Annotated in this window: 19 protein-coding genes, 1 tRNA gene and 1 pseudogene; 14 read left to right on the top strand and 7 right to left on the bottom strand. The window is 68.1% G+C overall.

Going from position 1 to position 19330, the window contains the following annotated elements:
* Window position 1: 1 nt before the first annotated feature.
* On the bottom strand, window positions 2-1033 hold the full coding sequence (locus AB0C30_RS05165; protein ID WP_357939807.1) for a M48 family metallopeptidase: 1032 nt from the start codon (window positions 1031-1033) through the stop codon (window positions 2-4).
* A gap of 121 nt (window positions 1034-1154) precedes the next feature.
* Here AB0C30_RS05165 and nadD point away from each other — a divergent pair, with 121 nt between their 5' ends.
* From nadD to AB0C30_RS05190, 5 genes are all read left to right on the top strand, one after another.
* Window positions 1155-1772: a nicotinate-nucleotide adenylyltransferase gene (gene nadD / locus AB0C30_RS05170; protein WP_357648087.1), complete on the top strand. Its 618-nt coding sequence runs from the start codon at window positions 1155-1157 to the stop codon at window positions 1770-1772.
* Between the two features lie 91 nt (window positions 1773-1863).
* Window positions 1864-2259, top strand: a complete 396-nt coding sequence (rsfS, locus tag AB0C30_RS05175; protein WP_357648089.1) for a ribosome silencing factor — start codon at window positions 1864-1866, stop codon at window positions 2257-2259.
* Window positions 2256-2879 carry a histidine phosphatase family protein gene (locus AB0C30_RS05180; RefSeq protein WP_357939809.1) on the top strand — a complete coding sequence of 208 codons (624 nt, stop codon included), beginning with the start codon at window positions 2256-2258 and terminating at the stop codon, window positions 2877-2879. The genes rsfS and AB0C30_RS05180 overlap by 4 nt, the downstream gene beginning before the upstream one ends.
* Before the next feature lie 188 nt (window positions 2880-3067).
* On the top strand, window positions 3068-3988 hold the full coding sequence (locus AB0C30_RS05185; RefSeq protein WP_357939811.1) for a TetR/AcrR family transcriptional regulator C-terminal domain-containing protein: 921 nt from the start codon (window positions 3068-3070) through the stop codon (window positions 3986-3988).
* Window positions 3989-4053: 65 nt separating this feature from the next.
* Window positions 4054-4126: transfer RNA gene (locus AB0C30_RS05190), tRNA-Ala, on the top strand.
* Window positions 4127-5018: 892 nt separating this feature from the next.
* Here AB0C30_RS05190 and AB0C30_RS05195 read toward each other — a convergent pair.
* Window positions 5019-5282, bottom strand: coding sequence for a hypothetical protein (locus AB0C30_RS05195; protein ID WP_357939813.1), 264 nt, complete (start codon window positions 5280-5282; stop codon window positions 5019-5021).
* Between the two features lie 471 nt (window positions 5283-5753).
* Between AB0C30_RS05195 and AB0C30_RS05200 the strand changes: the two genes are divergently transcribed.
* Entirely contained in the window at window positions 5754-6008 is a 255-nt protein-coding gene (locus AB0C30_RS05200; RefSeq protein WP_357939815.1) for a hypothetical protein, read from the top strand.
* A gap of 676 nt (window positions 6009-6684) precedes the next feature.
* Here the strand turns inward: AB0C30_RS05200 and AB0C30_RS05205 are convergent.
* Both AB0C30_RS05205 and AB0C30_RS05210 read right to left on the bottom strand, forming a co-directional pair.
* Window positions 6685-7488 carry a helix-turn-helix domain-containing protein gene (locus tag AB0C30_RS05205; protein ID WP_357939817.1) on the bottom strand — a complete coding sequence of 268 codons (804 nt, stop codon included), beginning with the start codon at window positions 7486-7488 and terminating at the stop codon, window positions 6685-6687.
* 286 nt (window positions 7489-7774) lie between these two features.
* Entirely contained in the window at window positions 7775-9265 is a 1491-nt protein-coding gene (locus tag AB0C30_RS05210; protein ID WP_357939819.1) for a carboxylesterase/lipase family protein, read from the bottom strand.
* Between the two features lie 135 nt (window positions 9266-9400).
* Between AB0C30_RS05210 and AB0C30_RS05215 the strand changes: the two genes are divergently transcribed.
* The 7 genes and pseudogenes from AB0C30_RS05215 (at window position 9401) to AB0C30_RS05245 (ending at window position 16467) form a co-directional block, all read left to right on the top strand.
* Window positions 9401-9787: a hypothetical protein gene (locus AB0C30_RS05215; RefSeq protein ID WP_357939821.1), complete on the top strand. Its 387-nt coding sequence runs from the start codon at window positions 9401-9403 to the stop codon at window positions 9785-9787.
* 1 nt (window position 9788) lies between these two features.
* Window positions 9789-10376, top strand: a complete 588-nt coding sequence (locus tag AB0C30_RS05220; protein ID WP_357939823.1) for a TetR/AcrR family transcriptional regulator — start codon at window positions 9789-9791, stop codon at window positions 10374-10376.
* 711 nt (window positions 10377-11087) lie between these two features.
* On the top strand, window positions 11088-14066 hold the full coding sequence (locus AB0C30_RS05225; RefSeq protein WP_357939825.1) for a DUF4082 domain-containing protein: 2979 nt from the start codon (window positions 11088-11090) through the stop codon (window positions 14064-14066).
* Window positions 14067-14288: 222 nt separating this feature from the next.
* Window positions 14289-14518, top strand: a pseudogene (locus AB0C30_RS05230) (sigma factor); the annotation flags it as partial.
* A 146-nt stretch (window positions 14519-14664) separates the two neighbouring features.
* On the top strand, window positions 14665-15204 hold the full coding sequence (locus tag AB0C30_RS05235; protein ID WP_357939827.1) for a dihydrofolate reductase family protein: 540 nt from the start codon (window positions 14665-14667) through the stop codon (window positions 15202-15204).
* 145 nt (window positions 15205-15349) lie between these two features.
* On the top strand, window positions 15350-16285 hold the full coding sequence (locus tag AB0C30_RS05240) for a GNAT family N-acetyltransferase (RefSeq protein ID WP_357939829.1): 936 nt from the start codon (window positions 15350-15352) through the stop codon (window positions 16283-16285).
* Window positions 16282-16467 carry a hypothetical protein gene (locus AB0C30_RS05245; protein ID WP_357939831.1) on the top strand — a complete coding sequence of 62 codons (186 nt, stop codon included), beginning with the start codon at window positions 16282-16284 and terminating at the stop codon, window positions 16465-16467. The genes AB0C30_RS05240 and AB0C30_RS05245 overlap by 4 nt, the downstream gene beginning before the upstream one ends.
* A gap of 31 nt (window positions 16468-16498) precedes the next feature.
* Here the strand turns inward: AB0C30_RS05245 and AB0C30_RS05250 are convergent, their stop codons facing one another.
* Window positions 16499-17473 (bottom strand): YafY family protein, encoded by a 975-nt coding sequence (locus tag AB0C30_RS05250; protein ID WP_357939833.1) that lies wholly within the window; start codon window positions 17471-17473, stop codon window positions 16499-16501.
* Between the two features lie 44 nt (window positions 17474-17517).
* On the opposite strand from AB0C30_RS05250, the gene AB0C30_RS05255 reads away from it, so the two are divergent.
* Window positions 17518-17970: a hypothetical protein gene (locus AB0C30_RS05255; protein WP_357939835.1), complete on the top strand. Its 453-nt coding sequence runs from the start codon at window positions 17518-17520 to the stop codon at window positions 17968-17970.
* Here AB0C30_RS05255 and AB0C30_RS05260 read toward each other — a convergent pair.
* Together AB0C30_RS05260 and AB0C30_RS05265 are read right to left on the bottom strand one after the other, a co-directional pair.
* Entirely contained in the window at window positions 17957-18733 is a 777-nt protein-coding gene (locus AB0C30_RS05260; RefSeq protein WP_357939837.1) for a hypothetical protein, read from the bottom strand. The two genes, AB0C30_RS05255 and AB0C30_RS05260, sit on opposite strands and share 14 nt — an antisense overlap.
* Window positions 18734-18803: 70 nt before the next feature.
* Entirely contained in the window at window positions 18804-19316 is a 513-nt protein-coding gene (locus tag AB0C30_RS05265; RefSeq protein ID WP_357939839.1) for a hypothetical protein, read from the bottom strand.
* Window positions 19317-19330: the final 14 nt, after the last annotated feature.

Here is a 19330-nt window from a genome sequence, read left to right on the forward strand (position 1 = left end):
GTTAGCCCTGGCCGCCGTCGCGGCGGGAGAAGCGGTTGAAGATGCGCTCGCCCGCGTTGACCGCGCCCTCTGCCACGTCGCGCAGTACGCCGATGAACGGATCCTGCGACTGCGACCACGACGCGCGGTAGGACTCGGCAGCGGCCTTGATCTCCTCGGTGACCCGGGCGCTGGCGTCGTCTTCCCTGCGCGGGTAGTCGCCGCCGAGGATGCGCTCGTACTCGCCGCCGCGGTGCCACTTGTCGAGCTCGGCCACGCGCACCACGGCGAACGGGTGGGTGGTGCCGAGCAGGTTGAGCACCTTGAGGAAGCCGTCGCGCAGGTCGCCAGCGGTGTCGTATTCCTGGTATTGCTCCAGGAACGCCTCGATGTTCATCTCGTGGGTGTAGGCGCCGCCGGCCAGCTTCATCAGCGCGCGCTTGGCCGCGTCCGGGTCCTGGCCGGTGAGCAGGCCGCCGCGGTCGGAGGAGAGCTCCGACTTGCGGTACCACTCCTCCAGGCCCGCGACGATCGCGCGCAGGCCGATGTAGCCGAGCGGGATCCAGGCCACGCGGGTGGCCAGGCGGGTGAGGATGTCGAGCATCGTCCGGTAGACGGCGTGGCCCGACAGGATGTGCGAGGTCTCGTGACCGATGACGAAGCGCTGCTCCTCCTCGTTCATGAGGTTGAGCAGGCCGGTGGTCACCACGATGAACGGGTCGTCGAAACCGATGGCCTTGGCCTGGACCTGCGGGTCCTGCTGGACGTAGATCTCGGGGATCCGGTGCAGGTCGAGGACGTAGGCGGCGTCGCGGCCCATGTCGTAGAGGGAGCGGAACTGAGTCTCGCTCACACGCACGGCCGACGCCAGGTACATCAGGCGCAGGCGGCGCTCGCTGATGAGGCCGGACATCTGCTTGAGAACCGTGTCGAACCCACTCAACTTACGCAGAGCGACCAGCGCGGACCGGTCTGCGGGGTGTTCGTAGGCACGAGACGAGATGCCGGGCAATTGGACGCGGTTGCGGTCCGGGGTGGTCGTCATGCCCGGCATGCTACGTCGGCAGCCGGGACGGCGCGCGTTCATCACCTGGGTTCGTGACGGGGTTGGTGACCGCTTTGGTCAGCGGGGGGTGCCATGTGGGTGTCGGATAGCCGACGCGTAGGGTCCTTTCATGATGAACGCGCCGAGTGTCCAGGGAAAGCGACGCGTGGGAGTGATGGGTGGGACGTTCGACCCGATTCACCACGGTCACCTGGTCGCCGCCAGCGAAGTGGCTCACCACTTCAATCTCGACGAGGTCGTCTTCGTGCCTACGGGCCGGCCGTACCAGAAGTCGGAGCGCGAGGTGTCCGCGCCCGAGGACCGCTATCTGATGACCGTGATCGCGACCGCGTCGAACCCCCGCTTCTCGGTGAGCCGGGTGGACGTCGACCGGCCCGGGCCCACCTTCACCATCGACACGTTGCGTGAGATCTCCGCGATCTACGGACCTGAGGCACAGCTCTACTTCATCACCGGAGCCGACGCCCTCGGTGCGATCCTCAGCTGGCAGGACGCCGAGGAACTGTTCGAACTCGCCCATTTCGTGGGATGTACGCGGCCCGGCCACACGCTGCACGATCCGGGCCTGCCCCCGGGGAAAGTGACCTTGCTGGAGATCCCCGCCCTGGCCATCTCCTCGTCGGAGTGCAGGCAGCGGGTGGAGAAGGGTGAGCCGATCTGGTACCTGGTGCCGGATGGAATCGTGCAGTACATCAACAAACGCGGCCTTTACCACGCAGAGGGGTGAAGGTGCTCGTGCCATACGTGGGGCTGCGGAGCCGTAACGGGTACCCTCAACATAGGGGCATGTTGCCGACACAGGAGGACCGACCCGCATCGTGACCGCATCCGAAAGAGCCGTCCAGCTCGTCCAGATCGCCGCCGAGGCCGCGGCCGACAAGCTGGCCGATGACATTCTCGCCTACGACGTGAGCGAGCAACTCGTCATCACCGACGCGTTCCTGCTCTGCTCCGCCACGAACGACCGCCAGGTCCGCGCCATCGTCGACGAGATCGAAGACAGGCTGCGCATCGAGGCCGACGCCAAGCCGGTACGCCGCGAGGGTGAGCGCGAGGGCCGTTGGGTGCTCCTCGACTACCTCGACATCGTCGTACACGTGCAGCACGAGGAGGACCGCACCTTCTACGCGCTGGAGCGCCTCTGGAAGGACTGCCCGGCCATCCCGCTCCCGGAGAGCGTGGCGCAGGCCAACATCCAGCGGGCTCGCACTTGAGCAAGAGGATCGTCTGCCTCAGGCATGGCCAGACGCTGTGGAACGTCGAGCGTCGCTTCCAAGGCCACTCCGACATCCCGCTCGACGAGACCGGTGTCGCCCAGGCGGCGAGGGCGGCGTCCCTGCTGGCCTCGCTGCGGCCCACCGTCATCGTCTCCTCCGACCTCCAGCGGGCCAACGACACCGCCCTGGCGCTCGGCCGGATCGTCGGCCTCGAGGTCTCCGTCGACAAGGACCTCCGCGAACGCGGCGGAGGTCAGTGGGAGGGCCTGACCCGCGACGAGATCGCCGCCCGCTGGCCGGAGGAGTACGTGGCCTGGGAGGCCCCCGACGGCGAACCGGTCGCCGACGTGGCCGGCCGGGTGGCGGCCGCCATGCGCCGCTGGGCCGACCGGCTCGACGACGACGGCCTGCTGGTCGTGGCCTCACACGGGGCGGCGCTGCGGCTGGGCATCTGTGAGCTGCTGGGGCTGCCTGAGGAGCTCTGGCCGGCGCTGGGCGGGCTCGGCAACTGCTCCTGGTCGGTGTTGCAGGAGGGGCGTAAGGGGTGGCGGTTGCTCGAGCACAACGCGGGTACGCTGCCTGAGCCGGTCAACAGCGACGACCGTCCGGACGCCTAGCCCCGCCTGGCCCTCGGTCTGCCGCGTCGAGCCCGGGTCGCGTCGAGTCCGAGTCGTGTCGCGTGAGCCGGGGCTGCTGCGTGGGCGGATTCTTCCGGCGATAGCGGATTTGTAGCTCTAGTGCGGGTGGCGGAGGGGATGTGGTGTTATTTCGTCTTAGTGCGCTAGGGCGATGAGGAGACTTCGCGGTGGACCGAGGTGAGGTGCCTTACCTCCGGATCGTCGGCGAGCTGCGGCGGCGGATCGCCGCAGGGGAGCTGGCGGCAGGGGACAGGATCCCGTCCACCCGGCAGATCATGCGTGACTGGGGAGTGGCGATGGCCACGGCCAGCAAGGTGATCGGCGCGCTTCGTGACGAAGGGCTGGTACGCCCGGTGCCCGGGATCGGCACCGTGGTGGTCTACCGGGTCGACGCTCTGCCCGAGGCGGCTGACGGCGGTGGGGGGCTGGAGTCCGCCCCCGCGGACCAGACCGAGCAGCGCGTCCTCGGCGTGGCCATCAAGATCGCTGACAGTGAAGGGCTTGCCGCCGCCTCCATGGACCGGCTCGCCACCGAGCTCGGTGCTTCGGTCCTGTCGCTTCATCGGCACGTACAGAGCAAGGACGAGCTCGTACACCTGATGGCGGACGCCGCCTACGGCGAGATTCCGCTGCCCGCACAGCCGCCGCCCGGTTGGCGCGCCCAGCTGGAGGTGTCGCTGAGGCTTCAATGGCGCCTCCACCGCCGCCATCCCTGGCTGTCCCAGGCCATCCCGCTCACCAGGCCAGAGTTCGTCCGCAACGCGATGGCGCACACCGAATGGATCCTGCGCGCCCTCGACGGCCTCGGCCTCACCCCCAACGCCATGCTGCACGCCAGCGTGTCGCTGGCCGGGTTCGTACGAGGGGTCGCGGCGGCCCCGGAGGCCGACCATGAGGGGCTTGCGGCGGTCAGGGAGGGGCAGCTGGCCGAGGCGCTCTCCTCCGGCGGCTTTCCGACCATGGCCAGGGTGATCGTGCAGCCGGGACTCGACCTCGACCTGGACTCGCTCTTCGAGTTCGGGCTGCGGCGCCAGCTGGACGGGCTGGCCGTACTGGTGGCCAGTGCGGCGCATGGACGGCGCGATTAGGCGAATCCCCGCGATGGCTATATGCTCTCGGAGCGCCGTCACGAGCCAGCTCGTCACGGTGACCAGGGGCTATAGCGCAGCTGGTAGCGCACCTCCATGGCATGGAGGGGGTCTGGGGTTCGAATCCCCATAGCTCCACTCGTTGGCGGGGTTGGTATGGTCGCTCGCCCCCTACGGGGGCTTTGCTCCCCTTGGCCACCTCGTTGTTTACCCCGGGGGATAACCCCCGGACCCCCAGCGTCGGGCCAATCGGCCTTCGCTTCGCTCCGGGCTGTTTCTTTTTTGGTTTTCCAATCGGCTTCGCCTCATTGGCGCTTCGCGCTTGGGGGCTTCAGGCGTTTTCTTCCAGTCGGGCCTGGTCCCGACCCCTGTAGGGCCTTCGCTTCGCTCGGGCGTTCTTATTTGGCGCTTCGCCTGCTTGTGGTCATTTGGGTCCTCGGTTGGGAGCATGTGGCGGAGTGTGCTCGTCGTCGGGTAGGGCGCATGAGGACTGCTCGGGACCATCGGTGTGGGCAGGTTGGCCGCAGTTACCCTCCGGTGTTGTTGTCGCCTGTGGGTTCTGCATGTGGATGAGTGGCGCGTGGGCGAGTGTTTCGGTGCCGAGCAGATGCCAGCGGGGCGTGGAGCGCATTTGACCGGTTCGGCGGTCCGGTGTTGTCGTCACCCGTAGGCTCTGCGCCTGGATGAGTGCCGTGTGGACGAGTGTTTCGGTGCTGACCAGATACCTGCGGGTGGTGGGTGTGTCCGCGATGACCTGCGTCAGTACATGTGCGAGTCTGGGTTTCGCGTGGGCTGTGGTGCCGCGGCGGCGTGGGTCACATGGCGCTCCCGGCACAGCAGGCCTGCGGATGACCGGCTCAGAAGGCCAGCGTGATGCCGCCCGCCTCCAGACTGCGGTGAGCTATTGGCCGCTGTCGTACAGGGTCGGCAGCGCCTTCCGCTCCAGCAGCATCCACCACACCTGTCCACGCCGGCCTGCACTTCGGCCCAGATGCGCCGGGGAACTCGGATGTGACGGGGGAACTCGGATTTACCGGGGGAAGTCGCCTCCGCAGGGCGGCATCACGTCTGCGCCCAGAGTGCGTACTAGCGCTTCGTCCTTCGGTTTGGTGTCGGCGATCACGCGCGCGTCATCCCGCTTCCTGTAGAGGCGAAGGGCGAGGGGCGCGGTGATGGCCGCGGTCGCGATGAGCGACCAGGCGAGAGAACCGCCGGTGCCGCCGGTGTCGTTGGCTGCGATCGCGACGTGGCTGAGCGGCTTGATCTCGATGAAGGCTTGGAGCCGGCCGGGCATGGTTCGGGTTGGATGAAGATGTTGCCGGCGAACAAGAGCGGCATCAGCACGACATTGGCGATGCTTATGGTGACGGCCGGGTCGGGCACGAGTAAGGCGGCCGCGGCCCACAGCAATGACAGGTCAGGGCTGGGGCGATCGGCTGCCTCGCCGCTTCCGTTCCTCGGCCCGGGGCGGTTCGCCCGTCACGCCCCAAGTTGCGGTGGCCGCTTCCTGTTTCTTCGCCGTGGTCTATGACGGCCTACTTAGTTTTGAAGGCGTTTCCGTCGTCACAGTACGGACCGGGCGCCAAGCTGCCATCGGCTCTCTTGTATCGGACGCGCCGGTATTGGCCGAGTCTCTTACGCGTATGCGATCAGGGTTTCCCATAGGAGATGGAGGTTGGGGTCGCTGGCTAGCGAAACATGGGGCAGTTGAGATCCCGCCGAGCCGGCCTTCGCTGGAGCTGAAGATGACACCTAAGATCAGCTCATGCTTGACACCGTGATTCCTCTGGGCTTCTTAGGGCTCTTCGCCTGCTTCCTTGTCTTCTGGGTTGTGATGGTCGTTCGGATACTTCGGCAGCGCCGTGTCCTCAAGTACACGGACGCCGTCAGAGCTACCGAACTCACCGGTCGTGTGCGCCAGCTCAAGGTTCGCGGATACGAAGAGCAGGCGGTCCGGCTCGTACAGGAGGAATTGGCGATGCCTCCCAAGGTGGCCCGTTCCTGGGTGAAGTCCATCTAGGAAACAGCGACAGGCTGAGTATTGTGTCCTTCGTGGGCCACCTGCCAGCCGTACGTCTTCCCGACCGTTACGCCAAAGGCGGGCATCCTCCTGGGATGGCGTCTGAAGGCGGATGGCCAGTGGAAAGCACTGGTGGAGAACACGGCCATCGTTCCCGGCTATCGTGGCGGCCTGGCCCCGCACCAGCCATGAATCCCGCCGCGCAGGTAAAAGCGACACGCCGAGAAGAAGAGCGGGACCACCTTTGCTGAGAGAATCGATGGGCGAGTCAGGGCGTATTCGGCTGTTAGTACTCCAGCCGTACTTAGCCGTTGAGGAGGTGTTGTTGTCGCTGGTAGCGGCAGCGGCGGGCGCGGGCTTGGTGGCGGCGTCTCCATCGTGGCCAGCGTAAACAATGCCAGGCTGGGTGCTGGGGTTGGTAGAGACGGGCATGGGGACGACAGATCTCGTAGGCGGTGAGCGGGACCAGATCTTCTGAAAAGTCCAACTGTAGGGGTCGGCGGGCTGGGGCGGTGATTGTCCGGCGGAGGGCCCTGTGTGCTGGACCGGGGCCGGCTGCTGGGCGGCGAGGAAGGCCGGGTGGGCGTGGGCGACCATGACCAAGATGATGAAGTCGTATCAGGAGATTGCGCGGCGGACCCGGTAGTGGTCGAGTCCGAATGATCCCTCCTCGTGGTCAGCGCGACAGGACCCTCTGGAACGCTCGCTCTCGTCGCATGACAGATGCATGCTTGGGAGGCCACGCGACATCGTCGATCGCGAGAAACGGCTGGACCGCGACCGCTGCCGGCGTCATCCCGGCGAAGGCCATGACGTCTCTGTGAAGGTGGGACTGGTCGGCGTAGCCGCTCTCCGCCGCTACCAAGGCGGCGCTATGGCCGGCGGCCAGGCGGTGGGCCGCGTGGTCGAAGCGGATGAGCTGGGCGACGCGCTTGGGGGTGAGGCCGACCTGGGCGCGGAACCGGGACCAAAGGCGTTTGCGGCTCCAGCCGATCTCGGTGACCAGTCGTTCGACGCGTATCCGCCCTCGGCTGGCCACCATCTGCCGCCAGGAGAAGGTGACTTCCGGGTCGAGGGCTCGGCCCGCGTCGGCCCGCCGTGCCAGCGCGGCCTCCGCGATCGCGAATCGGTCCTCCCACGAGGCGGCGGCGCGCAATCGCTCTTGGGTTCGTACGGCGTCTCGTCCCCACAGGTCGTCGAGGGCGACCAGCGTCCCGCCCAGCTCCGAGGAGGCGCCCAAGACCACGTGTGCGACCATCGGCGAGAGCCGCAGCTGGAGGCATTCGGAGCTGCTGGCGAACCCCCGCCCTCGAGCCCTGTGGGGGGCGAGTCCGGCGACGACGCGTTCTCGCTGCCGCGAACCACAGTCGTCTTCGATGACGAATGGCTGGTCGCCGAGGTCGAAGATCACCATGACCGTGGGGTGCGGGACCAGCGCGACGTTGCGCAGCTCATTCGCTTGATCGCTGAACCCTGCCATCGTGACCCCCGGCAGCCGGCCGGGACGCGATGGAACCGTGATCTCCCATCGAGGCGCACCGGCGCGAGCCGACTCGGCTGATCGCACAGCCGACATGGTAGGAGTCACTTCGCGGTGTCGCAATGCCACAACGCGCCTCCGGGGGTCGGCAAGGGTCCTGGATCAGCACCAATAGGCCGGTGGTGGCGAGAAATGGATCGCCACCGCTGAGCCGCACGGTCGACACCGAATGGCAACTCCCAGGCAGCGTCGGCTGGTCCACACGCCCCGCGCTCAGCACCGCCGGTCAGGGCCGGTTGGTCCACACCTCGCGTTCGGCGCCGTCGGGGTCGTCGGCGACGGTGATCCGCTCGTCGATCAGGGCGGTGGACCGGTTGGCCAGGTTGTATCGGGGCCAGCCCGGGTCGCCCTCGGCGACGAAGCGGACCCAGGCGCCGTGAGCCGTGTCGGCGACGACCTGTGGTGGTTCGTCGCCGATGAGAACCTGGCTGGACTTCTCGTCGAGGAGGTTGAACACGTACGGGAGCTCTACCGCGTGGGCGGCGCCGAGGCGGCCGGCGAAGCTCGGCGACTCGTGGTCGAAGCGGTACATCCAGGTGTCGGCCTCGCCGGCCTCAAGGTGTGCCTCGGCGACCCGGATCACCGGAACCCGGATGAAGCAGTCGGTGGTCACGGCGGCGAGCAGGTCCCCGTCGCTCGCTCCCGGCCGGGCTGCCCGATAGAGCTCGATCGTCCCGTCGGGCCCGCCGTAGGCGCCCACGACCGCGGAGAGGATGCGCTCGTCGGCGAGGTCGATCATGCCGGTGGGGACGAGGCCGATCCGGGTGTCGTCGCGGTTCCACCCGGCCAGGAGCCGCACGCCGCTGCCGGCGCCCCTTCTCAGCGCGTCGAGCGGATGGTCGGGGAGGGCGTCGCTGTCGATGACCGGGGCGAAGGGGAGGCTGCCCCACTTGGTCGGATCCGCGACGCTCTGGACCTCCTTGACGAGGGCGGACGCCGCCCGCGTGAGCCGTTCGACTGGCACCTCGCTGAAGGCCTCGCGGGTCGGGGCAACCCCGAGCGACTCAGCCAGCCTTGAGGCGACGCCTGCGGCGCTCTCGGCCGTGAGTGTCTGGGCGGCCGCCCCGCTCTGGGTGATCGCCTGGTGGAACAGGCCTCGGGCACGGGGCATGGCCATGAGGGTGATGATGCTCATGGCCCCGGCGGACTGGCCGGCGACGGTCACCCTCCCCGGATCTCCGCCGAAGGCGGCGATGTTGTCCTGGACCCACTCGAGCGCGGCGATCTGGTCCAGCAGCCCCAGGTTGGCGGTGCCGTCATCCAGGTAGAGAAAGCCCTCGGCACCGAGCCGGTAGTTGATCGTGACGCATACGACCCCGTCGCGGGCGAAGGAGGTGCCGCGGTAGCCGGCGATGGATCCGGACCCCTTCGTGAACATGCCGCCGTGGATCCAGACCAGTACCGGCAATCCGGATGCCTGGCGATCGGGGGTCCACACGTTGAGGTTGAGGCAGTCCTCGCCAGGGATCACGGCCTCCGGGAACAGCGCGGCGCCCTCCGGGTCGTCGTTGTCTTTCGGGCAGGTCGGCCCGTAATCGGTAGCGTCGCGCTCGCCCTCCCACCGCACGGGCGGCTCGGGAGGTCGCATGCGGCGTGGCCCGAAGGGCGGGGCGGCGTACGGGATCCCGAGGAACGCCGCCACTCCCTGGTCATGGCGGCCCCGCAGCCGGCCACTCGACACCTGAACCTCTGGCGCGCTGTCCACGGTCTTCGTCATTACCTCTCCTATCGACGTTCCGGACACGAGGTCGAGCATCACAAGCTCCGGGCCTGGGTGTCTTGGATGAATGTTTCCTTCTGTGGTCCACCAGGGCTCTTGCAGAACATTATCCGCCTGTGTAAATTTATACGCATGGATAAGAAACCGTGGAATCTGGTCCGGTCGCTCTTCGTCGCCGTGCTGGTCATCTCGATCGCGACGCTCGGGGTGGCCGCCGTCATCGGTGGCAACTGGGTGGTCTGGCTGCGCGGCGCCGCCGTGGCCGCCGCCTCCGTCTGGCTCGTGGCTCTGGCGGGGCAGGCCGCACGAGGCAAGCGATCGGCCTACCTGCGCATCCGCTTCATCACCTTCGCCGCGCCCATCGGAATCGTGCTCATCCTCCTCGCGCCGGACAGCGGCTATCCCGACTGGATGAAGGCGGAGCAGGCAGTGGTCGGCGTCCTGGTCGCCGCCGTCGCGGTCATCGTCAACCGTCGTGCCGTACGTGAGGCGTACCCGAAGCGTGGCAAGCTGGGGTGATATGCAGACCTCCGGAACTCGCCGCGAAGCCACCGAGGCCCGCAGAGCCCAGATCGCCTCCGCCACCATCGCCGTGCTCGCCGAGCGCGGCTATGCGGAGACCACGTTCGAGGCCATCTGTGAGCACGCCGGGCTCAGCAGCAAGAGGCTGATCTCCTATCACTTCTCCAACAAGGAGCAGCTTTTCGAGGCCGTTGTGCGTCAGGTCATCACCGACGCGGCCGCCTTCATGCGTCCGACACTGGACGCCGCCTCCGGAGCCGGTGCGCAGTTGGAGGCGTTCATCCGGGCCAACATCGCCTTCATCGCCACCCATCCTGGACACGTGCGCGCGGTGCAGCAGATCGCGCACAACCAGGCGTTCGCGGGTGACCACGAGCGGGACGCCGCGATCGCCAGGCTGGTGGCGCTGTTCACGGACGGGCAGCGTACGGGGGCTTTCCGGGTGTTCGACAGTGTGCTGATGAGTACGGCCCTGCGTGCGTCGATCGACGCGATGGCCGAGCGCATCGTCGACGGCCTTGACCCGGACCACTGCGCGAACGAACTCGTCGAGATCTTCGGCCGGGCGACAAGAGCTGGATTCTAAAAGGTCTTTTCTCCTCGTTCCATTGCTCGCGACAGTGCGGCGAAAGGGCGTGGCGCGACGATGTTCCTCACTCGCACAGGCCGCGGTCTGGGATTGCTCCGCCTATATCGACGTCGCCTACAACACGGCCTCGGCCACGTGTCTCTCAGGGTTCGGGAACTTCCGGGTGCGGGCCGAATGCAATTCCGGGCACTGGCCCTGCACGACCACCATCTGGGGACCATGGATATACCGGCGCAGTGGGCCGGACAGGTTCGTGTCGGAGGTCTCCGGCGACCCGTACGGCTGCAACGTCGCCAGAGCGTGGTACGAGGTCTGATTCGGCCGAGCCCGGCCCTGGCCGCGTTCCTATGGAGGCGCGGGTTACTGGGATTTTCCTCGTTATAAGCGGCGACACGCCCATTTCATAAGAGCTGCTGTCGTATCACCGCTCGCTCCAGGAGTAACCAGTCCGGCCCATAGCATTCCTCACTGAGTCGATGATCTTGACGGCCTGCGTCGCCGTCTTCTGCCCGGCTCTTTTGCGTGGGGTACTGCGACCGGGGGTGGCACATGTCGGAGCGTGAGAAGAAGGCCATGAGGAGGCGTCGGCTGCCCTGCGTCGGGCTGGTCGTCGCCATGGCGGCCGGCTTGGTCTGCGGGGCTGGGGGAGGATCCGGCGCGGAGGCGCGCATGGTCCGTACGGGTACAGCTTTTGCGAGTACAGCTTCTGTGAGTGCGGTATCGGCGGGTACGGGCCGTGCGGAACCGGCGCGGAGCGCGTCGGACTTCGCGGCCCGTGTCGCGGAAGGCACCCGTCGGCAGGCGCGGGAAACCCGCTCGGGAGTGCCGGTCGGCGCTCGGAGGCCCGCTGTCTGCCCGCCGACCTCCGTCATCTGCATAGAGAACAACAAGCCCGGCAACCCCGCCAGCGAATGGGACATCTCGGGGGCGGGCAGCGGCACCATCCAGGGCTATGCGACGCAGATGAGCGTCAATCACGGGGAGACCGTGCTGTTCAAGGTCGACACCGTGGCGACCGACTACCGCCTCGACATCTACCGCATCGGCTATTACGGCGGAATGGGAGCGCGAAAGATAACGACGGTCCAGCCGTCCGCCCCCCTGCCCCAGTCGCAACCCGCATGCGCGGAGGACACGTCGACCGGGCTCATCGACTGCGGGAACTGGGCGGTGTCGGCCTCATGGGCGGTGCCCAGCGACGCCGTCTCGGGGGTCTATATCGCGAAGCTGGTCCGGGAGGACGGAACGACCGGTGCCAGCCACATCATTTTCGTCGTCCGGGACGACACCAGGGGCTCGGACATTCTCGTGCAGACCTCCGACACGACCTGGCAGGCGTACAACAGGTACGGCGGGAACAGCCTCTACTTCGGCAATCCTGTCGGCCGCGCCTACAAGGTGAGTTACAACCGCCCGTTCAAGACGCGCGACCCCTTCTCCATGGACGCCCCGGAGACCTTCTTCTTCAACGCCGAATACCCCATGGTCCGATGGCTTGAGGCCAACGGATATGACGTGAGCTATTTCAGCGGCGTGGACAGCGCCACCCGCGGTCAGGAATTGCTGGAGCACAAGGCGTTCCTCTCCGTCGGGCATGACGAGTACTGGTCGAACCAGATGCGCAACACCGTGGAGACCGCCCGCGACAGCGGCGTGAACGTGGCCTTCTTCTCCGGCAACGAGATCTTCTGGAAGACCAGATGGGAACCGAGCATCACCGGTGCGATGACGCCCTTCCGGACGATCGTCTGCTACAAGGAGACGCACGCCAACGCCAAGATCGACCCCAGCCCGGAATGGACCGGGACGTGGCGCGACCCGCGTTTCTCGCCGCCGTCGGACGGAGGCAGGCCGGAGAACCGCGTGAGCGGAACCTTCTTCAGGATCAACGGTATGGTCAACGACGCGATGACCGTTCCGGCGGAGTACGGGCCGCTGCGGTTCTGGCGCAACACGTCCGTGGCAAGCCTGCAACCAGGGCAGACGGCGACGTTCCCGGCGGGAACGCTCGGGTTCGAATGGGATGAGGCCCCGGACAACGACTTCGAGCCGCCGGGGACGGTGCGGCTCGCCCAGACGACGCTGTTCTCGTCCAACAAATACCTGCTCGACTTCGGTAGCACCTACGGTGCCGGGACCGCGACGCACAATCTGACGTTCTCCAAGGCGCCGAGTGGCGCGCTGGTCTTCGGCGCCGGCACGGTCCAGTGGGCGTGGGGCCTGGACAGCGTCCATGACCGGGCGGGCACTCCCACAGATGTCCGGATGCAACAGGCGACGGTCAACATCCTGGCCGACATGAAAGCCCAGCCGGCCAGTCTCCAACCGGGGCTGGTGGCGGCGACGGCGTCGACCGACACCACCCGTCCGACCTCGGCGATCACGGCTCCGGCCGCCGGCGAGAACGTAACCCCAGGAACCATCCAGGTCCTGGGAACGGCGGCCGACACCGGCGGAGGCGTGGTGGGCGCCGTGGAGGTGTCGGTCGACGGCGGCGCCACCTGGCGCCAGGCGACGGGCCGAACCACCTGGCAGTACGCATGGACGATCCAAGGCACCGGTGCCAAGACGATCATGGTGAGGGCGGTCGACGACAGCGGCAACATCCAGTCGCCCGTCACCACGAGGACGGTCAACTCGACCACGGACTGCCCCTGCAGCCTCTGGACGTCGTCCACGGTGCCCTCCGTGCCCGCGGCCGATGACACGAGCCCGGTCGAAGTCGGGGTGAAGTTCCAGACCTCGACGGCGGGCACCGTCTCGGCGGTCAGGTTCTACAAGGGCGCGGGCAACACCGGCACCCACGTCGGGAGCCTGTGGACCAGCGGCGGCCAGTTGCTGGGGAGGGCGACGTTCACCGGTGAGACGGCGACCGGCTGGCAGCAGGTGAACTTCTCGACCCCGGTCCCGGTGAGCGCCAACACCACCTATGTGGCCTCGTACTTCGCGCCCAACGGCGGATACGCCAGGGACGTCTCGTACTTCTCGAACGCGGTCGTGCGGGGTCCTCTCACCGCCCCGGACAGCGCGAGCAGCGGCGGCAACGGCGTGTACACCTACGCGGGGAGCAGCATCTTCCCCAACAAAACGTACATGGCGACCAACTACTGGGTGGACGTCGTCCTCAACACCTCCGGCCCCACGCCAACACCGACGCCCACGCCCACTCCGACGCCCACTCCGACGCCGACCCCAACGAACAGCCTGTGGCCTGACTCGTCGGTTCCGGCGACGACGTCGGCGGACGATCCGGTGGCCGTCGCGCTGGGCGTGAAGTTCAGGGCGACGACGAGCGGGAGAATCCTGGGGGTCCGGTTCTACAAGGGGGCGCAGAACACTGGGACCCATACCGGGTACTTGTGGACCAGCGCCGGGGCGCTGCTGGCGTCCGGGACGTTCACCAATGAGACGGCGAGTGGCTGGCAGCGGATGAACTTCGCCACGCCTGTCACGATCGCCGCCAACACCACCTACGTGGTCTCGTACTTCACGACCTCGGGGAACTACGCGGTGGACCGGCAGTATTTCGCCACCCAGTACAACAACGATCCGCTCCTCGCGCTGGCGAGCGGGGCGGGAGGAGGTAACGGCGTCTATCGGTACGGCGCGACGAACGGCTTCCCGACGAAGAGCTACCAGGCCAGCAACTACTGGGTGGACGTGGTGTTCACCGCCGGCACGGGGTAGCCGGCGGGGTAAAGCGCAGGCGGACGCGGGCCGGTGGGACGAGCCGGTCCCGTCCGGCCTGTCGTAGCGTTCCTTCCGGGAGTCGAGTACGCGCGGATGGGGCGGCCGGTGGACGCGGATCGCGATGATGTGGTGGTGGCTGCCGCGCGGGCGGGTGACGAGGCGGCGTTCGCGGTGCTGGTGGAGCGTCATCGGGCGGAGTTGCGGGTGCACTGTTACCGGATGCTGGGCTCGTTCGACGAGGCGGAGGATCTGGTGCAGGAGACGTTCCTGCGGGCCTGGAAGAGCCTTCGTGGGTTCGAGGGGCGCTCGACGTTCCGCGCCTGGCTGTACCGGATCGCGACGAATTGGCGTTCCTGGCCGCGATCCAGCACCTTCCGCCCAGGCAGCGCGCGGTGCTGATCTTGCGTGACGTGCTCGGCTGGCCGGCCAGGCAGGTCGCGGCGCTGCTGGCCGAGGATGTGCGGACGGCGATGCCGCCGTACCCCATGTGGTTCCAGGGACGCGACGCGGTCGTGGCGGCGCTGGCGGCGCACCGATGAGTTCTCGGCCGAACCTCCGTCTCATCAAGGGTCAACCGCTTTGATGGAGGTACGCCGTGAGCAAGCTGCTGTATTCGTGCACCATGTCGCTGGACGGGTTCATCGCGGGGGCAGGCGGTGACATGTCCTGGCTGACCGAGCACATCGGGCCCAATCCGCTGGTGGACGACGTCATCGGCAAGATCGGCGCCCTGCTCGTCGGCAACCGCACCTTCCGCGGCGACGATCCGCACAGGGGCACCGACAAGGAGGGTAAGCCGTTCGGCGGGGGATGGGCCGGACCGCAGTTCGTGCTCACCCACCACGCGCCGGACACGCCGGTGCCGGGTGTCACCTTCGTCGGGGACCTGGACGGCGCCGTCGCCGCCGCCAAGGCCGCCGCGGGCGACAAGTACGTCAACGTCCTCGGCGCCGACACCGCCCGGCAGTGCCTCGAGGCCGATGTGCTCGACGAGATCCTCGTGTTCATCGCGCCCGTCCTGCTCGGCGACGGGGTCCGGCTGTTCGACCGGCCGGGCGGGGCCGACGTCAAGCTCGAACGCCTGAGCCTGACCAGCGCGCCGCAGGCGACGAACCTCTGGTTCCGCGTCCTCTGACAGGGGCAACGTTCCACACTTACCGGAGGCGAAAGAAAGTTTCTAGGTCCATGTTGTCGGGGAAAATTTTTTCCTGATACCCCTTGACCTGGCTCTTCATCACTGGGGAGGGTGGGAAGGCAGAGCCCAGGGTGAAAGGACCTCCATGGTCGCTGTCCGCGCGTTCGCCTCGGGGGACGAGGTCTCCCTCATAGACGCCTGGAATCAGAGCATGCCAGGCGACCCCACGACCTCCGGCTGGTTCCGTGACTGCGTGCTGCTCGACCCCAACTTCGACCCCGAGGGTCTGCGGGTCGCCGTGATCGACGGGCGGGTGGCCGGCTGCGCGTATGCCGTGCGCCGGCTGATCCCGCTCGCCCCGGGCACCGACCTGGAGCCGGAGACGGGCTGGATCCCGTTCTTCTTCGTGGCGCCCGAGCACCGGGGGGCCGGGCTCGGGCGGCGGTTGCTCGGCGAGGCGGTCGCCTTCCTCGAAGCCCGGGGCAGGACCAGGATCGACTTCTCCTCCTACACGCCCAACTACGTGCTGCCGGGCGCCGACGCCGCGCTCTACCCCGACGGGTACCGGCTGCTGGAAGGGCTGGGGTTCGAGACGCTCTACTCGCCGGTCGCGATGGACCGCACTCTGGTCGGCTACGTGACGCCCGACGAGGTGCACGCGCTGCGGGCCAAGCGGGAGGGCGAGGGGTACGAGTTCCGCAGCCCGCGTGAAGGGGAGTTACCGGAGCTCATCCGGTTCGCGGCCGACGTCTTCAACCCGGACTGGGGCGAGGCGATCAGGCAGCACCGCGACACCAAACGCATGATCATCGCGAAAAACGCGGAAATAGTCGGGTTCGCGTTATACGGGGCTTACCGGGGGATCCCTGAGAGGTTCGGGCCGTTCGGGGTCGATCCAGGCGAGCGGGGCACCGGGCTCGGCAAGATCCTCCTCCACCTGACCATGACCATGATGCGGGCCGAAGCCCTGCACTCCTCGTGGTTCCTGTGGACGGGCGAGGCGAGCCCGGCCGGTCACCTCTACAGCAGAGCAGGCTACGAGGTGACCAGGCGCTTCCACGTGATGAGGCGGTCGGCGTGACCCATGTGCTCGCCATCGGGGCCCACGCGGGCGACCTGGATCTGACCGCGGGCGCCGTGCTCGCCCAGCACGTCCTGCGCGGCGACCGCGCGACGCTGCTGCACCTCACGCTCGGGGAGCGCGGCCACCCACGCCTGTCCATCCCCGAGCGGCAGGCCGAGGAGACGGCGCTCACGCGGTGAGCTCCCGTCAGGTCGGCTCACGCGGGTCGGCTCACCCGTGGTAGCGGCGGGTCAGCTCCGCGGCCGTGGTGGCGACGCGGTCGCGGAGCTCGGTGGGAGCGAGAACCTCGACGTCCGTGCCGAGCCGCAGGAACTCACCCGCCGCGTGCTCGATCGACTCGATCGGGACCGTCACCTGAGTCCAGCCCTCGCCGTCCGGCGGCTGCGCGCTCTCCTTCGCCGCCGCCGAGACCCCGGGCGTCATGAGGTTGGCCAGCAGCCGCATCCCCTGCGGCGACAGCCGGATCACCGCCTCGCCCCACCGCAGCCGGGCCTCGAACTCGGCCAGGTACGCCTGCCAGTAGGCGGTCAGGTCGAAGTCGTCGGGCCGGGTGAAGCGCTCGGGCAGCGCGTGCAGCCCGAGGATCTGTGACACCCGGTAGGTACGCACCTGCTCACCGGCCCGCGCCACCAGATACCAGCGCCCGGCCTTGACCACCAGCCCGTACGGCTCCAGCCGCCGCTCGACCTCCTGGGGCGCCTGCCAGCGGCGGTATCTGACCTCCAGGACGCGCTCGTTCCACACGGCGTCGGCCACGGCCGGCAGGTGCGTCACCGGCTGCGCGTCGCGGTACCAGGTCGGGGCGTCCAGGTGGAAGCGCTCCTGGATCCGCCCGGCCCGGTCGCGCAGCTCGACGGGCAGCGCGGCCATCAGCTTGAGCTGCGCGGCCGTCACCACGGCGGCCAATCCCAGCTCGGCCGCGGGACCCGGCAGCCCGGCGAGGAACAACGACTCCGCCTCGTCCGTGGTCAGCCCGGTGAGCCGGGTGCGGTAGCCGTCGAGGAGCTGGTAGCCGCCTTTCGGCCCGGCGTCGCCGTACAGCGGGATGCCCGCGGTGTGCAGCGACTCGACGTCGCGGTAGATCGTCCGTACGGAGACCTCGAGCCGCTCGGCCAGCTCCTGGGCGGTCATGCGGCCGCGCGTCTGCAGCAGCAGGAGGAGAGAGACCAGCCGGGAGGCGCGCATTCACTGACACTACCTGTCAGTGACCCTGCTCTACGTTCGTCCGCATGAACGACTTCGACTTCCTCTCCGGCTCCTGGAACGTCATCAACCGCAGGCTCGTCAAGCCGCTGACAGGTAGTGACGAGTGGGATGAGTTCCCCGGCATCAGTGTGGCCAGCCGCCACTTCGACGGCGCGGCGAGTTTCGACGAGATCAAGTGCCCGGCCAGGGGATTCTCCGGGCTGACCATCCGGATCTTCAACCCCGCGACAGAGCAGTGGTCGATCTACTGGGCCAGTACCTCCAGGGGAACGCTCGACACGACGCCCATGGTCGGCGCCTTCGACGGTGACCGGGGCGAGTTCTACGGCGAGGAACAACACGACGGCGCGCCGGTGCGCTGCCGGTTCATCTGGACCGTGCGCGGCCCGGACTCCTGCCGGTGGGAGCAGGCCTTCTCGGCGGACGGCGGGCAGACCTGGGAGACCAACTGGACCATGGACTTCACGCGGGCGTGACGCTGTCGAGTACCCCGTCGAGGGCCTGGCGGGCGGCGTCGCCATCGGGCACCGTGCTGCCGTACACGTAGGAGAGGCCGCCATCGGCGGTGTGCACCGCCACGATGCGGACATAAGCCGGATCCTTGGTGGCGCTCTTGAACACCACCCGGAACGACGCCGTGGCCGCCGGCTGGCCGCCGACCTCCAGCGCCTGGGTGCGCAGGCCGTCCCGGCTGCCCAGGTCGGGCAGGAACCGCCGGGCCGTGTCCAGCGCCACGGCGTCGGCCCTGGCCTGCAACTGCTCGGACGTGGCGGCGCCGCCGATGCCGCCCTGCTGCTGCGGGAAGGCGACCACGACCGCGCCGCCCGCGGCGATGCCCGAGGTGTAGGACGGCCGGTCGGCCTTCGCCCAGCCCTCCGGGATGAGGTAGGACACCTGGGCCTTGGTGTCGGTGATCCGTGCGGGGCCCGATTTGACGGACGACTGCGAGCCCGGTTTGACGGGCGGCTCGACGGTGCTCCGGGCCCACAGGAGGGCGACCACGGCCACGGCGACCACCAGGACCGCCACCCCGCCGACCACGATCACCCACCAACAGCCCGACTTCGGCGGCTTGGCCTCGTACTGGGGGACGTCGGGGAGCATGTCGGGGGTGTAGGGCAGGCGCTGCGTGTAAGGGCTCTGGCCGGGTTCCTGGCGGGGTGGCTCGGGTTGCGGCCAGCGGTGCCTGATGGTCCGGTTGGGGTCGGGGCCGGGCTGATCCGGCTGCTCTGGAGTCATGATCCCCTCGGACGCGGCGCAGAGAGCTTTATCCAGACATTGTCACATTCCTAGGCGATCGGGCGGCTGGTTAGCCCTGCGGGTTCTGCCAGCCGGGCCGCTCCGGGTCCTGCCAGCCCGGCTGCGGGGCCGAGGGCGGCTGCGGCGGGGACTGCGGCTGCCACTCGGGCGGCGACTGGGACTGCCGCTGCCACTCCGGCTGCTGGGGCTGCGGCCAGCCGTGCGGCTGCGGTGGTTGCGGCCAGCCTGGCGTCTGCTGCGGCTGGGCCGGGGCGCGGCGGGCGACCGCGGCCCAGATCAGCAACCCCACGCCGACTGCGGTGATGAGCGTGGCGATCGTCTCTATCGCGACCACCACCATGTTGTACGAGTTGATGCCGACCGCGCGGATCAGGCTCTCCGCCGAGGCGACGCGCACGATGCTGAAGAGCTCGCCGAACAGGAGCACGAAACAGCCGAACATCCCCAAGGTGGCCGCCCGGCCGCGCTCCGCCTTCGCCTTGGCCGTCAGCACGACACCCACGACCAGCAGGCTGATCATCAGCAGCCTGAGGATGTAGTAGAGCAGATTGGCAAATGACATATGTCCCCGTCTTT

Source organism: Nonomuraea sp. NPDC048901, assembly GCF_040649695.1.
GTDB lineage: Bacteria > Actinomycetota > Actinomycetes > Streptosporangiales > Streptosporangiaceae > Nonomuraea.